General features: G+C 70.1%; 17 protein-coding genes. 11 read left to right on the forward strand and 6 right to left on the reverse strand.

Going from position 1 to position 14388, the window contains the following annotated elements; all coding sequences use genetic code 11:
* Positions 1-25 precede the first annotated feature (25 nt).
* The 3 genes from nadA to FHY03_RS08050 all read left to right on the forward strand — a co-directional run bounded on the left by nadA (position 26) and on the right by FHY03_RS08050 (position 3960).
* Positions 26-1024, forward strand: coding sequence for a quinolinate synthase NadA (nadA, locus tag FHY03_RS08040; RefSeq protein ID WP_183929914.1), 999 nt, complete (start codon positions 26-28; stop codon positions 1022-1024).
* 232 nt (positions 1025-1256) lie between these two features.
* Positions 1257-3344: a prolyl oligopeptidase family protein gene (locus FHY03_RS08045; protein WP_183929916.1), complete on the forward strand. Its 2088-nt coding sequence runs from the start codon at positions 1257-1259 to the stop codon at positions 3342-3344.
* Between the two features lie 196 nt (positions 3345-3540).
* On the forward strand, positions 3541-3960 hold the full coding sequence (locus tag FHY03_RS08050; protein WP_311721340.1) for a Dabb family protein: 420 nt from the start codon (positions 3541-3543) through the stop codon (positions 3958-3960).
* Between the two features lie 197 nt (positions 3961-4157).
* On the opposite strand, the gene FHY03_RS08055 is transcribed toward FHY03_RS08050, so the two are convergent.
* Entirely contained in the window at positions 4158-5345 is a 1188-nt protein-coding gene (locus tag FHY03_RS08055) for an acetyl-CoA C-acyltransferase (protein WP_183929918.1), read from the reverse strand.
* Between the two features lie 312 nt (positions 5346-5657).
* Between FHY03_RS08055 and FHY03_RS08060 the strand changes: the two genes are divergently transcribed.
* On the forward strand, positions 5658-6410 hold the full coding sequence (locus FHY03_RS08060) for an A24 family peptidase (RefSeq protein ID WP_183929920.1): 753 nt from the start codon (positions 5658-5660) through the stop codon (positions 6408-6410).
* A complete protein-coding gene (locus FHY03_RS08065; protein ID WP_183929922.1) occupies positions 6407-6862 on the forward strand; it encodes a hypothetical protein in 456 nt (151 codons plus the stop codon). The genes FHY03_RS08060 and FHY03_RS08065 overlap by 4 nt, the downstream gene beginning before the upstream one ends.
* 79 nt (positions 6863-6941) lie before the next feature.
* Here FHY03_RS08065 and FHY03_RS08070 read toward each other — a convergent pair whose 3' ends face one another.
* Positions 6942-7100 (reverse strand): YdcH family protein, encoded by a 159-nt coding sequence (locus FHY03_RS08070; RefSeq protein ID WP_183920558.1) that lies wholly within the window; start codon positions 7098-7100, stop codon positions 6942-6944.
* Positions 7101-7296: 196 nt separating this feature from the next.
* On the opposite strand from FHY03_RS08070, the gene FHY03_RS08075 reads away from it, so the two are divergent.
* Entirely contained in the window at positions 7297-7506 is a 210-nt protein-coding gene (locus tag FHY03_RS08075; protein WP_183929924.1) for a YdcH family protein, read from the forward strand.
* A 69-nt stretch (positions 7507-7575) separates the two neighbouring features.
* Complete coding sequence (locus tag FHY03_RS08080) at positions 7576-8037, forward strand: DUF1465 family protein (protein WP_260158776.1); 462 nt, start codon at positions 7576-7578, stop codon at positions 8035-8037.
* A 279-nt stretch (positions 8038-8316) separates the two neighbouring features.
* Here FHY03_RS08080 and FHY03_RS08085 read toward each other — a convergent pair whose 3' ends face one another.
* Both FHY03_RS08085 and FHY03_RS08090 read right to left on the reverse strand, forming a co-directional pair.
* The gene (locus tag FHY03_RS08085; RefSeq protein ID WP_183920556.1) at positions 8317-9288 is read right to left on the reverse strand and encodes a nitronate monooxygenase family protein; all 972 of its coding nucleotides are present in this window, start codon (positions 9286-9288) and stop codon (positions 8317-8319) included.
* Positions 9289-9337: 49 nt separating this feature from the next.
* Entirely contained in the window at positions 9338-9877 is a 540-nt protein-coding gene (locus FHY03_RS08090) for a gamma carbonic anhydrase family protein (RefSeq protein ID WP_183920555.1), read from the reverse strand.
* Positions 9878-9972: 95 nt separating this feature from the next.
* Here FHY03_RS08090 and FHY03_RS08095 point away from each other — a divergent pair, with 95 nt between their 5' ends.
* On the forward strand, positions 9973-10146 hold the full coding sequence (locus FHY03_RS08095) for a hypothetical protein (protein WP_183920554.1): 174 nt from the start codon (positions 9973-9975) through the stop codon (positions 10144-10146).
* Positions 10147-10707: 561 nt separating this feature from the next.
* Here the strand turns inward: FHY03_RS08095 and FHY03_RS08100 are convergent.
* Entirely contained in the window at positions 10708-12003 is a 1296-nt protein-coding gene (locus tag FHY03_RS08100; protein ID WP_183929926.1) for an MFS transporter, read from the reverse strand.
* 130 nt (positions 12004-12133) lie between these two features.
* Here FHY03_RS08100 and pgsA point away from each other — a divergent pair, with 130 nt between their 5' ends.
* Genes pgsA through FHY03_RS08115 form a run of 3 tightly spaced genes read left to right on the forward strand, consistent with a single transcriptional unit; the run spans position 12134 to position 13385 of the window.
* On the forward strand, positions 12134-12700 hold the full coding sequence (gene pgsA / locus FHY03_RS08105) for a CDP-diacylglycerol--glycerol-3-phosphate 3-phosphatidyltransferase (protein ID WP_183921418.1): 567 nt from the start codon (positions 12134-12136) through the stop codon (positions 12698-12700).
* Positions 12701-12705: 5 nt separating this feature from the next.
* Entirely contained in the window at positions 12706-12957 is a 252-nt protein-coding gene (moaD, locus tag FHY03_RS08110) for a molybdopterin converting factor subunit 1 (RefSeq protein ID WP_183920552.1), read from the forward strand.
* The gene (locus FHY03_RS08115; RefSeq protein WP_183929928.1) at positions 12954-13385 is read left to right on the forward strand and encodes a molybdenum cofactor biosynthesis protein MoaE; all 432 of its coding nucleotides are present in this window, start codon (positions 12954-12956) and stop codon (positions 13383-13385) included. Before moaD ends, FHY03_RS08115 begins: the two co-directional genes overlap by 4 nt.
* Before the next feature lie 124 nt (positions 13386-13509).
* Here FHY03_RS08115 and FHY03_RS08120 read toward each other — a convergent pair whose 3' ends face one another.
* The gene (locus FHY03_RS08120) at positions 13510-14181 is read right to left on the reverse strand and encodes an energy transducer TonB (RefSeq protein WP_183920550.1); all 672 of its coding nucleotides are present in this window, start codon (positions 14179-14181) and stop codon (positions 13510-13512) included.
* Positions 14182-14388 lie beyond the last annotated feature (207 nt).

Below are 14388 nucleotides of genomic sequence, written 5' to 3' on the forward strand. Positions count from 1 at the left end.
GCGCTGCCGGGCCATCTGCGCAGCCATGGACCAGCCGACCAACCTCGCCGGGCTCGACCTGCGCGCCGAGATCGACCGCCTCCGCACGGAGCGCAACGCCGTGATCCTGGCGCATTATTACCAGAAGCCCGAGATCCAGGACTTGGCCGACTTCGTCGGCGACAGCCTCGACCTGAGCCGCAAGGCGCAGGCGACCGACGCCGACGTGATCGCCTTCTGCGGCGTGCGCTTCATGGCCGAGACCGCCAAGATCCTGTCCCCGCAGAAGACCGTCGTGCTGCCCGACATGGACGCGGGCTGCTCGCTCGAGGACAGCTGCCCGCCCGAGCAGTTCGCCGCCTTCCGCGCGCAGCATCCCGACGCGATCGCGCTGACCTACATCAACTGCTCGACCGCGGTGAAGGCGCTGAGCGACGTCATCGTCACCTCCTCCTCGGCGGAGACGATCCTCGCCAAGATCCCGCCCGAGCAGAAGATCATCTTCGGCCCCGACCGCAATCTCGGCGGCTATCTCGCGCGCAAGACCGGGCGCGACCTGATCCTGTGGCCGGGGGTGTGCATCGTCCATGAGGCGTTCAGCGAGACCGAGCTGCTCAAGCTCAAGGCCGAGCATCCCGGCGCGCCGGTGGTGGCGCACCCGGAATGCCCCGCGGTGATCCTCGACCACGCCGATTACGTCGGCTCGACCCGCGGCATCCTCGAATATGCGATGGCGATGCCGGGCGACACGCTGATCGTCGCGACCGAGCCGCACATCATCCATCAGATGGAGAAGGCGCTGCCGGCCAAGCGCTTCATCGGCGCGCCCGGCGCGGACGGCAACTGCAATTGCAACATTTGCCCGTACATGGCGCTTAACACGATGGAGAAGCTGTACCTCGCGCTGCGCGACCTCACCCCGCGGATCGAGATCGAGGAGGGGCTGCGGCTCGAGGCGAAGAAGAGCCTCGACGCGATGATGAGCATGGCCGGCGCCACGGTGGGGCAGGGCGACCTCGGCAAGGTGAAGGTGACGGGGGACTGAGGGAGGCGGCGCCGCTTCTTCTGCACCCCTTCTTCCGTCATCCCGGACTTGTTCCGGGATCCACCCGTCCACGTCCTCGCCGGCCGCTGGGTGAGCGGAACGGTGGATCCTGGAACAAGTCCGGGATGACGGTGGAGGGTGGTTGGATGTTGATCCCCAACCCTCGCTCTCCACCATCCCCCGTCACCCCCGTGCTTCCCCTCCGCCGCCGCCGCCGTTACGCAGGGCGGCGATGAAGACGCTTCTCCCGCTCGCCCTCCTGCCGCTGATCGCCGCCGCCGCGCCCGCCGCCGATCCCTATCTCTGGCTCGAGGACATCGAGGGCGCCCGCGCGCTCGACCAGGTCAAGGCGTGGAACGCCGAGACCGAGGCCGTGCTCACCAAGGATCCGCGCTACCAGCAGGACCGCGCCCGCGCGCGCGAGATCCTCGACGACGAGGCGCAGATCGCCGATCCCGACGCGGTGCTCGGCCAGCAGGTCACCAACCTGTGGCGCGACGCGCGCAACCCGCGCGGGCTGTGGCGCGTGTCGCCGCTCGCCGACTATCGCGCCGGTAGGCCCCAGTGGCGCACGCTGATCGACGTCGACGCGCTCGGCAAGGCCGAGGGCAAGAGCTGGGTGTGGCACGGCGCCAGCTGCCTCGAACCCGCTTATACGCGCTGTCTCGTCAAGCTCAGCAACGGCGGCACCGACGCGCAGGTGGTGCGCGAGTTCGACCTCACCACCGGCCGCTTCGTCGACGGCGGCTTCGTCGTGCCCGAGGCCAAGAACGACGCTGCCTGGATCGACGAGGACACGTTGCTGGTCGCGACCGACTGGGGCCAGGGCTCGCTGACCGAGTCGGGCTACCCGCGCATCGTCAAACGGTGGAAGCGCGGTACCCCGCTCGCCGACGCGCGGCTGGTGCATGAGTCGCCGGTCACCGCGGTGGAGGTGACCCCGCTCGCCTTCGTCGACGCGAACCGGCGCTGGCCGATGATCAGCGTCGGGCGCAGCTTCTTCGATCGGGCGTTGCTGCTCGGCACCGACGACGGCCGCTTCGTCCCGCTCGGGCTGCCCAAGAACGCCGACGTGATGGAGGTGATCGACGGCCGCGTCGTCGCGCGGCTGAGCCAGCCCGCGCTCGGCTTCCCCGCCGGTGCGCTGGTCGCCTGGTCGCTCGCCGACATCGCCGCCGGCCGCCGCGCGACACCCGAATTGGTGCTCGCGCCGACCGAGCATCAGGCGATTGAGGAGGCGGGCGCGAGCGACCACGTGCTCTGGGTCAAGCTGCTCGACGACGTCTCGGGCAAGCTGCTCGCGCTGCGCCGCGCCGGCGACGGCACGTGGACACAGCGGGCGGTGCCGCTGCCGGGCAACAGCACGGTGCATCTTGCGACGCAGGTCGGAACCAGCGACGAGACCTTCGTCTCGGTCGAGGGCATGCTGACGCCGCCGACGCTGTACGTGGCAAGCGAGGAGGGAGCGCCGCGCGTCGTCCAGTCGCTGCCGGCGCGCTTCGACGCCAGCCGATTCGCGGTCACGCAGCGCTTTGCCACCTCGCGCGACGGCACGCGCGTGCCATACTTCCTCGTCACCAAGAAGGGCGCCACCGCCCCCGCACCCGCGCTGATCCACGCCTACGGTGGGTTCAAGCTCGCACAGACGCCAACCTATCTCACCGGCCAACCCTATCGCGCCGGGCCGCTGGCGCTGTTCTGGGTCGAGCAGGGCGGCGCCTATGTGCTCGCCAACCTGCGCGGCGGCGGCGAATATGGCCCGCGCTGGCACCAGGCGGGACTGCGCGAGAAGCGCCAGAACGTCTACGACGACCTCCACGCCGTCGCCGAGGATCTGGTGCGCACGGGCGTGTCGGCGAAGAAGAAGATCGCGGTATCGGGTCGCTCCAACGGCGGGCTGCTGGTGGGGGTGGCGCTGACGCAGCGGCCCGACCTGTACGGCGCGATCATCGCGGGCTCGCCGCTGGAGGACATGAAGCGCTACTCGCACCTGTCCGCGGGTGCGTCGTGGATCGACGAATACGGCGACCCCGACAGGCCCACCGACTGGGCCTTCATCCGCCGCTACTCGCCCTATCAGAACGTGCGCGACGGGGTGCGCTACCCGCCCGCCTTCTTCTATCTCTCGACCAAGGACGACCGGGTCCATCCCGGCCACGCACGCAAGCTGGCGGCGCTGCTGAAGGCCAAGGGCAATCCGGTCTATTTCCACGAGTACCTGGAGGGTGGCCACGCCGTCGGCGCCGACCATGCCGAGGACGCCAACCGCGCCGCGCTGCTCGACGCCTTCCTGCGGCGCGAGCTGATGGGGAAGAAATAGAGTGTGCCCCGGCGGAGGCCGGGGCCCAGGTAGGAAACCCCGGTGAGTCTCAGGACCGCTTCCTACCTGGACCCCGGCCTCCGCCGGGGAACGGTGAAGACGCGCGACGCCAGCCGATATCAGCCCAAATGCCTTGACTCGCCCCCGTCCGCCTCCAGACAAGGGCGCCTTCAAAGACACTTACGGGAGCAAGCGCGTGGAGAGCAGCCGGCGGGACCTGATGATGATGATGGCGCTCGGCGGCGCCGGCGCGGCGGCGGTGACCGGCGCGGCGGGTGACGCCGAGGCGGCCGCTCCCGCGATCCCGGCCAAGGTGATCCATCACGTCTTCTTCTGGCTCAAGAGTCCGGGCGACGCCGGCGACCGCGCCAAGCTGATCGCGGGGCTGCGCACGCTGGCGGGCATCCCCGCGTTGCGCGGGCTCCACATCGGCGTGCCCGCGCCGACCGAGCAGCGCGACGTCATCGATTCGAGCTGGGACGTGTCCGAGCTGATGTTCTTCGACACGGTCGCCGACCAGAAGGCCTATCAGGACCATCCGATCCATCGCGCCTTCGTCGCCGAGTGCGAGAAGTTGTGGCGCAAGGTGACGGTGTATGACGTGCTCAGCGCGTGAGGTGAGGAGGGCGGGCGATGGCGCCTGCCCTCCCGTTCCCCGGCGAAGGCCGGGGCCCGGTCGGAAGGCCTTCGTCGGTCTCCCCGGCGTTCCTCAGCTCTTCGCCGGGGAACGGAAGCGCGTGAAGCGGGCCGGATAACCGTCCAGGCGAAAGAGCGGAGCGCGCGCGACCACCCGAGCCGCGCCGCTCCCGGGCCTCAGTGCATCAGCTCGACCGCCATCGCCACGCCCTCGCCGCCGCCGATGCACAGCGAGCCGACGCCGCGCTTGACGCCGCGGTTCTCCAGCGCCGCCAGCAGCGTCGCCAGGATGCGCGCGCCCGAGGCGCCGATCGGGTGTCCCAGCGCGCAGGCGCCGCCGTTGACGTTCACCACCTCGTGATCGAGCGCGAGCTCCTGCATCGCCACCATCGCGACGCAGGCGAAGGCCTCGTTGACCTCCCAGAGATCGACCTCGTCCTTGCTCCAGCCGGCGCGCTCCAGCACCTTCTTCATCGCCGGCACCGGCGCGGTGGTGAAGCGCGCGGGGCGATGCGCATGCGCGGCATGCGCGACGATCTGCGCCACCGGCTTGATCCCCAGCCTCTCCGCGACCGACAAACGGGTCAGCACCAGAGCGGCGGCGCCGTCCGAGATCGAGGAAGCGTTGGCCGCGGTGATCGTGCCCTCCTTGGCGAAGGCGGGCTTGAGCGTCGGGATCTTGGTGATGTCGCCCTTGCTCGGCTGTTCGTCGACGCTCACCGTCGTCGTGCCCTTGCGCCCGACCACGTCGACGCTGACGATCTCACGGTCGAACGCGCCGCTCCGCTGCGCCGCCTGCGCGCGCTGGAGCGAGGCGATCGCAAAATCGTCCTGCGCCTGGCGGGTGAACTGATATTCCTGCGCGGTATCCTCGGCGAACACGCCCATCGCCTTGCCCGGCTCATAGGCATCCTCGAGACCGTCGAGGAACATATGGTCGAACAGCCGGTCGTGGCCGATCCGCGCGCCGCCGCGGTGCGCCTTGGAGAGATAGGGCGCGTTGGTCATGCTCTCCATGCCGCCCGCGATCACCAGATCGACCGAGCCGGCCGCGAGCGCGTCGCTGCCGAGGATCGCCGCCTGCATGCCCGAGCCGCACACCTTGTTGAGCGTGGTGGCCTCGACATGCTCGCCCAGCCCGGCGCGGATCGCGGCCTGGCGCGCGGGGGCCTGGCCGACCCCGGCGGAGAGCACGTTGCCCATGTAGATCCGCTCCACTGCGGCGGCATCCACCCCGGCGCGCTCGACCGCGCCCTTCACCGCCGCCGCGCCGAGCTCGCTCGCGCTCAGGCCCGCCAGACTGCCCTGCATCGAGCCCATCGGCGTTCGCGCATAGGATAGGATGACGACGGGATCGGTGGCCATGACGGGGTTCCTCTCGGGCGATTTGTTGCACCGCATCTAATCGCTCGCGGGCGGCTTTACAAACCGCTAGGCGGTCGCGGGTGACCAGCGAGACGGCAGCGAGCAAGCGGCGAACGGTGCGGAGCGAGCGCTCGATAGGAGGGGAGGTCGGTGCACGCTTGTTGCTCCTCGTTCCCCGGCGCAAGCCGGGGCCCAGGTGGGAGACATTGCGGTTCAACCACTTCGGTCTTCCCACCTGGACCCCGGCCTGCGCCGGGGAACAGCCAGTGGTGTGGAGCACGTTTTCTTCGCGCCGCCGCTCAGCGTCTCACCATGGCTGACCCGCTCGTCTGGCCCGCGCTGCTCGGTGTGCTCGGGGCGATCGTCGGCAGCTTCCTCGCCACGATCGCGGTGCGCTGGCCCGCCGGGCGCTCGGTGCTGACCGGCCGCTCGGCGTGCGACTCGTGCGGCCGTAGGCTCGCCGCCCATGAGCTGGTGCCGCTCGTCAGCGGCGCGGTCGCGCGCGGCAGGTGCCGCAGCTGCGGTGCCGCGATCGACCAGCGCCACCTGCTCGTCGAGGCGGGCTGCGCCGCAATCGGCGTCGCCGCCGGGCTCGCGGCGCCGGGTTGGGAAGCGGCGGCGGGTGCGCTGTTCGGCTGGCTGCTGCTGGTGCTCGCTTTACTCGACGCGAGCGACTTCTGGCTGCCCGACGAGCTGGTCGCGGCGCTCGCACTCGGCGGAGCAGCGAGCGCCTGGTGGTGCCCGCCCGATCTCGCCGAGCGGGTGATCGGCGGTGTCGCCGGCTTCGCGCTGCTGTGGCTCGTCGCGGCCGGTTACCGCCGCTGGCGCGGGCGCGAGGGGATGGGTGGGGGCGATCCCAAGCTGCTCGGCGCGATCGGGCTGTGGCTGGGGTGGCGGCTGCTCCCCGCGGTGCTGCTGGTAGCGGGGTTGGCCGGGCTCGGCTGGGTCGCCTTCCAGCATCTGCGCGGGCGCGGGCTGGCGCGCGACGACGCGCTGCCGCTCGGCACGCTGCTGGCGATCGCGGCTTATCCGGCGTGGCTCGTCATGATAGTCTCGGCGCCATGACGCTCGCTCTCCTGCTCGCGCTGGTCCAGGCCGCGCCGGCACTCCCGACCGACTCGATCGATGGCCTCCCCCTCAGCACGCTGCCGCGCCAGGAACTGCCCGCGCGCGGCTGCGCCGCCTATCTTTTCTCGACCGGCCAGGTGCGCGGGCTCGCGGCGGTGGCCACCGCTGATCCGGCGACGCTGCGGATCGCGCTCGACGGCTCGGTCCGCGACCTGCCGCGCGCCGCGGCGGCGGGCACGGTCGCGCTCGGGCTCAATGCCGAGTCGATCTATCGCGCCTCGGAGGTCACCGCGACGGTGCAGCTCACGATCGAGCCGCGCCCCAACCTCAACAACGGCGCGGCCGTGCCCAGCGCGACGCTGCGGCTCGACCGTCCGGGGCAGGACACGCTGGTGGTGCCGCTCGCCGGGCTGGTCGGATGCGCGCCCGCCGCTGCCAGGCCGCGCTGAGCGGGACGGCATGAGAAAGGCCCGGCGGACCATGTCCGCCGGGCCCCTGCTCACGACTCGTGCCGTCGACGCTGGCGCGTCAGTGCAGCGAGTCGATCTCCTCCTTCAGCCTGAGCTTCTGCTTCTTCAGGTCCGCGATCACGATCGTGTTCGGCGCCGGTCGCTGCGACTCGCTGGCGATGCGCTGCTCGAGCGTCGCGTGCTTCGCTTCCAGGGCCGAGAGGTGCGCGGTCTGCATGGCAGTAGCCTCCTTCTTGGTTGAACGGAACTTCGGAGTGAACCACGAAATCGCCGAGAAGTCGCGTGTCTTTTGGTGACGATCGGTCGACCGCGGCGACGATGCGACGACTCGTGCGCGGCGCGTCGAATGCGCTAGGGAGATCGCCGGGGCCGCTGCTAGGGGCGGTGGCGTACGATCTGAGAGGTGGCGACAGATGCAGGCGGACGCGGACGAGGTGGAGATCGCGGCGCGGCTCGGGGCGCTGCGGCTCGAGCACCGCGACCTCGACGCCGCGATCGCCGCACTGGGCGGGGGCGCTACCGCGGACCAGCTCCAGCTGATGCGGCTGAAGAAGCGCAAGCTGCGGCTGCGCGACGAAATCGCTGTGCTCGAGGATCAGATCATCCCCGACATCATCGCCTGAGCGCACGGGCGCGCGAATGATGGTCAACGCGCTTGGCGGCGCGAGGCAGTTCGTGGCAGAATCAACGGCATGGCACAGCTACTCGACGCCGAGCGGATGCAGCGGCGGCTGATCGACACCTTCTACATGGAAGCCATGGTGCTGGCCGACGAGGCGCGCCACTATTTCGACGAGGGTGGGCGCGCCGAACGCGAGTCGCTCGCGCCGATTGAGCGGGTGACGTTCAGCTGCGAGTCGCTCAAGGTGACGACGCGGCTGATGCACGTGATCGCCTGGCTGCTAACCCAGCGTGCGGTGATCGCGGGCGAGCTGACGCCGGGGCAGGCGATCGACCCGGCGCGTCGCCTCGGTGCCGCCCCCACGACCGAGCCCGGCGAGGTGGAGGCGCTGCCCGAGCGCGCGCGCGCGATGATCGCGGCGAGCAGTGAGTTGCACCGCCGCGTCGCCCGGCTCGACCGCGCGCAGCTGGCGGAACAGCCGTCGGCGAGCCCGGCGCGCTCGATGCTCGATCGGCTCGCGACCGCGTTCTGAGGGTGGGGGGCGAAAGTCGTTCTGAGAGCGACTGGACCGCACTCAGACGGAGGAGATACATCCGGCTTCCCTCGATCTTCGCCGCGCCCGCGCTGCCGTCATCCCCGCGCAGGCGGAGATCCAGACACGCTGACGTCGCGGTTCCAACGAGGACCTGCGCGTCTGGATTCCCGCCTTCGCGGGAATGACGGAGGACGTGATGCGGTAAGGCACCACGACGGACACGCTGCTCGCGCGCCGCTGTCCGGCGGAGTCGCCCGCGCTACCTCGTCGCGTACCTCACGCCGCGATCCGCGCCCGCGCCGCCGCATATTCGCGCGCGATACGCTCCACCCGCTCGGCCACCGGCTCGACCCGGTCGACTGCGCCGATGCCCTGGCCCGAGCCCCAGATGTCGCGCCACGCCTTGGCCTTCGCGCCGCCCTCGTTCCCCGCGGCCGAGCCGAAGTCCATCGTGCGATAGTCGCCCTGCGGCAGGTTGTCGGGATCGAGCCCGGCCGCGGTGATCGAGCCGCGCAGGTAATTGCCGTGCACGCCCGTGAAGAGGTCGGTGTAGACGATGTCGGCCGCGCCGCCGTCGACGATGCCCTGCTTGTAGCGCGCGTCGGCGCGCGCCTCCTCGGTGGCGATGAAGGCCGAGCCGATATAGGCGAAGTCCGCCCCCATCGCCTGTGCCGCCAGCACCGCGTCGCCCGTGGCGATCGCGCCCGACAGCGCCAGCGGGCCGTCGAACCAGGCGCGGATCTCCTGCACCAGCGCGAAGGGCGAGAGCTTGCCCGCGTGGCCGCCGGCGCCGGCGGCGACCGCGATCAGTCCGTCGGCGCCTTTCTCGATCGCCTTGCGGGCGTAGCGGTCGTCGATCACGTCGTGCAGCGTGATCCCGCCCCAGGCGTGGACCGCGTGGTTGAGGTCCTCGCGCGCGCCGAGCGAGGTGATCGTGATCGGCACCTGCCACTTGGCGCAGACCGCGAGGTCGCGCTCGAGCCGGTCGTTCGAGCGGTGGACGATCTGGTTGACCGCGAACGGCGCCGCCGGCCGGTCGGGATGCGCGCGATTGTGCGCCGCCAGCTCCTCGGTGATCTGGTGGAGCCACTCGTCGAGCAGCGCCTCGGGGCGCGCGTTGAGCGCGGGAAAGGACCCGACGATCCCGGCCTTGCATTGCGCGATGACGAGCTCCGGTCCCGATATGATGAACATCGGCGAGCCGATGATCGGCAGCCGGAGGCGGGACAGGAGCGGCGGTGTCGACATGATCGGGGTTATGTGGAGGCGCCTCGGCGCTGGCAAGGCTGACGCCACGTCAACCGGTCGGCGCCGCGTCGATCCGCTCCAGCGTCGCCGCGGCGGCGTGCGCGTTCTCGACGTAATGCGCCGCCGAAGCGCGCAGCGCCGCCACCGCGGCGTCGTCGAGCTCGCGCACCGCGCGCGCGGGGCTGCCGATGATCAGGCTGCGCGGCGGGAAGACCTTGCCCTCGGTCACCAGCGCGCCCGCGCCGACGAGGCAGTCGTCGCCGATCACCGCGCGGTTGAGCACGATCGCGCCCATGCCGATCAGCACGCGCTCGCCCAGGGTGCAGCCGTGCAGGATGGCGCGATGGCCGATCGTGCAGTCGGCCCCGATCGTCAGCGGCGCGCCGGGATCGGAGTGGAGCGTGGAGCCCTCCTGCACGTTGCTGCGCGCGCCGATCACGATGTCGGTATTGTCGCCGCGGATCGTCGCGCCGAACCACACGCCGACATCCTCACCCAGCCGCACCGCGCCGATCACGTCGGCGCTCGGTGCCACCCAGGCGCGCGCGGCGAGTGTCGGTTGCTGTCCCTTGAAGGCGTAGAGCGGCATCGGTCGTCTCTCCTGTCGCTGCTGTCCCGCGGCGGGAAGCGCGCGCGGCATGGGGAACATGGTCCAAAAAGTAAAAATCACGTTAAAGCATAGTCATGGATCGCAGACTCGTCCTCACCAATGAAGGCGCCCGCCACCCGTTCCGTCGGTCGCTGCCGCCGCCCCCTCCGCTCGTCGCCGCGCCGCCGTCGCGCACACGCGAGGACGCGAAGCTGTTCCTGCTGAGCTTCTCGGCCTTCTTCACCTGTTTCTATACGCTGATCGCCTGATCGCGACGCGACGGCCGCGCTTCTTGGCACGGCGTGGCGCCTGGCGCATGCGCTTCCCTGATCCGAGTTCGGCGAAGGCTCTTCTCACACCGCCGTCATCCTGATCTCGTTTCAGGATGCCCTGCGCCGCAGGAGCTGATGGTTCGGCCCGCGCGGGGGAAGTGAATCCTGAAGCGAGTTGAGGATGACGGCGGTAGAAGAAGTGCTGCCGCGCGACCTGACCCGCAGCCCGAACCAGCGCCCGATCATCGCCGCTGTCCTACACGCATGCGCTCTGGCACGAGGCTCGGCCGCGCTCTGTCTCATCCCCGGCGGTCGCGCGCGACGACACACGCCGGCACCATATCTCAGCTAGCCCCGCGCGCGCGTCCTGGCGCGACTCAACATTCGTACGATCCGCGCCAGCGACTCAACATTCGCAACATTCGCGCGCCCGGCAGACCTCACTTCCCGGCCACTGGCTTGGGTCATTCCTTGCGTCAAATCAACAACTTGCGAGGATATCTTCGCGTCAAGTCACGGCTGGAGCGAACGTTGGGTCCCGATGGATCCGCGCGCCCGTCAGTCGCAGGCGCGGTGCAGTCGCTGCGCGATCCAGGCGGAGACCACGCACATGCCCGCCACCACCAGCAGCAGCTGCGCCGGCGTAACGCCCATGGCGGTGATCGCCGCCACCACGATCGAGCCGATCGTCATCGCGCCGGCGTTGACGACGTTGTTCGCCGCCACGGTGCGCGCAGTATGGTCCTTGGTCACCGTGGTGGTGAGAAAGGCATAGAGCGGCACGACGAACATGCCGCCGAAGATCGCGACGCCGAGCAGCGCCAGCAGCACCAGCGCGGCGTGCGGCTGGTGCAGGAAGCCGATCATATCGAACAGATGCCCCGGCGCCGCCGGCGTCCACAGCCCCACCACCCAGCGGAAGGCGAGCACCGCCACGCCCATCGCGATCACCGAGGCGGGCGAGTAGCGCGCCGAGATCTGCCCGCGCAGCAGCAGATTGATCACCACCGATCCGATCGCGACCCCGACCGAGAAGACCGCCAGCACCAGGCTGGCGACGCTCGCGTCCGCGGTCAGTACATTCTTCACCAGCGGCGGGAAGACGATGATCAGCACCGAACCAATCGTCCAGAAGAAGCTGATCGCGCAGATCGCCAGGAACAGCCGCGGGATGTGCATCGTCCCCGCGATCAGGCGCCAGGAGGCCCGGAACGGGTTCAAGTCCACCGCCAGCTTGGGCCCGAGCCGCGGCGCCGGCGGCACGGCGCGCGCGGTGAGCCAGCCGAGCAGCGCCACCGCGATCGTCAGTGCCGCTACCAGCGTCGTGGAGCGATAGACGAAGCCCGCCACGATCGTACCGAGCAGGATCGAGAGATAGGTCCCGGCCTCGACCAGCCCGGTGCCGCCGAGCACGTCGTCCTCGTCAAGATGCTGCGGCAGGATGGCGTATTTGATCGGGCCGAAGAAGGTCGAGTGGACGCCCAACCCGGTCACCGCGGTGAGCATGAGGACCAGCGGGAACGTCACCGCGCCGGTGCGTGCCAGCATCAGTCCGGCGGTGCCGACCGCCATGATCGCGATCTCCACCGTCTTGACGATCCGGATGATCCGCGCCTTGTCCATCGTGTCGGCGAGCTGCCCGGCGAGCGCCGAGAGCAGGAAGAAGGGCAGGATGAAGAGTGCCGCGCTCAGCGCGTTGAAGAAGCTCTCCTGCGTCTCGTCGGCGAAGATCTCGTAGGTGGCGAACAGCACCATCGAGGTCTTGAACAGATTGTCGTTGAAGGCGCCGAGGAATTGGGTGGTGAACAGCGGCAGGAAGCGCCGCCGCTTGAGCAGCCCGAGGGCATTGATCATGACGCGGGACCATGCCCTTCAGATAGTTGGTACGTGGCGCGGCCATAGCCCCTGGGTGCGCGCGTTCCAAACGCTGTTTTTCGCGGGCGCGGGTTGCGCCGCGGGCGCGCGCGGTCCACGTCGGCGGGCGATGCTGTCGCTGCCCAATCTCCTGACGCTGTCGCGGATCGTCATGGTGCCGCTGCTGGTCGCCTTCCTCTGGTGGCCGAGCTGGCAGGCCGGATTCGCGATCGCCTTCTGCCTCTACTGCCTGATGGGGATCACCGACTATTTCGATGGATACCTGGCGCGCGCGCAGGGCACCGTCTCGAAGCTGGGCGTGTTCCTCGACCCGATCGCGGACAAGATCATGGTCGCCGCGGTGATCCTGATGCTGGTCGGGACGCGCCACGACGACGTCGCGGTGATCACCGGCGTCCATATTATCGCCGCGCTGGTGATCCTGCTGCGCGAGATCGCGGTGAGCGGACTCCGCGAGTTCCTCGCCGGCCTGCAGGTATCGCTGCCGGTGTCGCGGCTGGCCAAGTGGAAGACGACGCTCCAGCTGGTGTCGCTCGGCGCCTTGATCCTCTCGGGCGCGGTGCCCGCGGCGGTGTGGGTCCACCAGGTCGGGCTCGCCAGCCTGTGGGGCGCCGCGGCGCTGACGATCGTGACGGGGTGGGACTACCTCCGCGTCGGTCTGCGGCACATGGATTGAGCGCGGTGCGGCTCTTGTATTTCGCCTGGGTGCGCGAGCGCGTCGGCGTCGGCGAGGAGGAGGTGGCGCCCCCATCGTCGGTGACAACGGTCGCCGAGCTGGTCGCCTGGCTCGCCGCCGCGAGCGAGCGTCACGCCGCCGCCTTCGCCGAGCCGGCGCGGCTGCGCGCCGCGGTCGACCAGGCGTTCGTGCCGCTCGACGCGTCGATCGCGGGCGCGCGCGAGGTGGCGATCTTCCCGCCGGTGACGGGCGGGTGATCCGCGTCGCCGTCTCGCCCGCCGTGATCGACGTCGCGGCGGAGCTCGAGGTGCTCGAGCGCGACGGCGCGGTGGCGAGCTTCACCGGGCTGGTGCGCGGCGACGACGGGGTCGCGACGCTCGAGCTGGAACACTATCCGGGCGCGACCGAGGCCGCGCTCGAGCGACTGGCCGCCGCGGCGAGCGCGCGCTGGTCGCTCACCGCGGCGACGATCGTCCACCGCGTCGGCGCGATGGCGCCGGGCGAGCGGATCGTCTTCGTCGGCACCTGTGCCCCCCACCGCGGCGCGGCGCTGGAGGCATGTGCCTACCTCATCGACCGGCTCAAGACCGACGCGCCCTTCTGGAAGCGCGAGACGGTGAACGGCGCTTCGCGCTGGGTCGAAGCGCGTGACGGCGACGGGGAGGCGGCGGCGCGCTGGGAGTAGAACCTGCCTCCGCTCTACTGTGACGCGGCGAAGGCCGGGGCCCAGTCGGGCGACGGTAGCGAGACCCACTCCCGCCTTCCCAGCTGGGCCCCGGCCTCCGCCGGGACACGAGTTTCCGCTCGCCTCAGCGCGGTAACACCCAATGGACGCGGTCGATGTAAGTCGCCGCGATCGGCGTTCCGGTATCGTCGAGGGCCGCGGTGAAGCGGCCGCGGCGCTGGTAGAGCCGGCACGTCGCCTGATCGAGCGCGTCATGTCCGCTCGACGCGGTGACGCTGCACCCGGTGACCTTGCCCGCGGCGTCGACCTGGACCGCGATCGCGACCACGCCCTGCTCGCCGGCGCGGATCGCGGAGGGTGGATAGTCCTCGGTCGAGATCCACCGCGTGCGATCGCCTCTCGCGCGGACGCCGCTCGCCTTGCTCAGCGGTGGCGGGGGCGGGGTGATCTCTACGGTGCCGCTGCCACCGCCGATGATCGGCGTGATCGGGATGATCGGGGTGACAGGCTCGACCGTGAAGGACGTGTCGGTGGTGGTCGGCACGACCGGCTCAGGCGTGACGATCGTCTGAATAGGCTGCTGCTTGGACGCGATCTGCGTCGGCTGCGGCGCCGGATCAGGTGGCGGCGGCGTCTCCGCCGGGATGTTGCGGATCGTCAGTTCGGTCGTCACCGTTGTCACGAAGCTCGCCGCCATGCCGCTGACGAACACATAGCCGATCAGGCCATGGATCGCAGCAACCGCGGCGAGGGTGGTGACGCGTCTCGAACTGGGGACCCGGTCTGCATAAGCCATGCGACAACCCTCCAACCTGGAGTGCCGTGGCGGCCATCTTGCCCGACCATCGGCGAGCTCCGGATCCGAGAGGCTGCGCCTCGGCCCTCGGGCGGTCAATCCGCCGTTCGATCCGTTGCGGTTGTGAAATGGGACAGGCGAATTCGCTTCAACCCATTCGGGCGGCGTCATCCTGAGCTTGTCTCAGTATCCACCGTTCCGCACACG

This window comes from Sphingomonas sp. BK345 (assembly GCF_014193845.1).
Lineage (GTDB): Bacteria > Pseudomonadota > Alphaproteobacteria > Sphingomonadales > Sphingomonadaceae > Sphingomonas.

Coding starts and splice junctions, on each gene's coding strand:
- FHY03_RS08120 (WP_183920550.1), bottom strand. CDS start 14,181: ATGGCTTATGCAGACCGGGTCCCCAGTTCGAGACGCGTCACCACCCTC.
- FHY03_RS08060 (WP_183929920.1), top strand. CDS start 5,658: ATGGCTGACCCGCTCGTCTGGCCCGCGCTGCTCGGTGTGCTCGGGGCG.
- FHY03_RS08080 (WP_260158776.1), top strand. CDS start 7,576: ATGGCACAGCTACTCGACGCCGAGCGGATGCAGCGGCGGCTGATCGAC.
- FHY03_RS08045 (WP_183929916.1), top strand. CDS start 1,257: ATGAAGACGCTTCTCCCGCTCGCCCTCCTGCCGCTGATCGCCGCCGCC.
- FHY03_RS08065 (WP_183929922.1), top strand. CDS start 6,407: ATGACGCTCGCTCTCCTGCTCGCGCTGGTCCAGGCCGCGCCGGCACTC.
- nadA (WP_183929914.1), top strand. CDS start 26: ATGGACCAGCCGACCAACCTCGCCGGGCTCGACCTGCGCGCCGAGATC.
- FHY03_RS08085 (WP_183920556.1), bottom strand. CDS start 9,288: ATGTCGACACCGCCGCTCCTGTCCCGCCTCCGGCTGCCGATCATCGGC.
- pgsA (WP_183921418.1), top strand. CDS start 12,134: ATGCTGTCGCTGCCCAATCTCCTGACGCTGTCGCGGATCGTCATGGTG.
- FHY03_RS08055 (WP_183929918.1), bottom strand. CDS start 5,345: ATGGCCACCGATCCCGTCGTCATCCTATCCTATGCGCGAACGCCGATG.
- FHY03_RS08095 (WP_183920554.1), top strand. CDS start 9,973: ATGGATCGCAGACTCGTCCTCACCAATGAAGGCGCCCGCCACCCGTTC.
- FHY03_RS08100 (WP_183929926.1), bottom strand. CDS start 12,003: ATGATCAATGCCCTCGGGCTGCTCAAGCGGCGGCGCTTCCTGCCGCTG.
- FHY03_RS08070 (WP_183920558.1), bottom strand. CDS start 7,100: ATGCAGACCGCGCACCTCTCGGCCCTGGAAGCGAAGCACGCGACGCTC.
- FHY03_RS08090 (WP_183920555.1), bottom strand. CDS start 9,877: ATGCCGCTCTACGCCTTCAAGGGACAGCAACCGACACTCGCCGCGCGC.
- FHY03_RS08075 (WP_183929924.1), top strand. CDS start 7,297: ATGCAGGCGGACGCGGACGAGGTGGAGATCGCGGCGCGGCTCGGGGCG.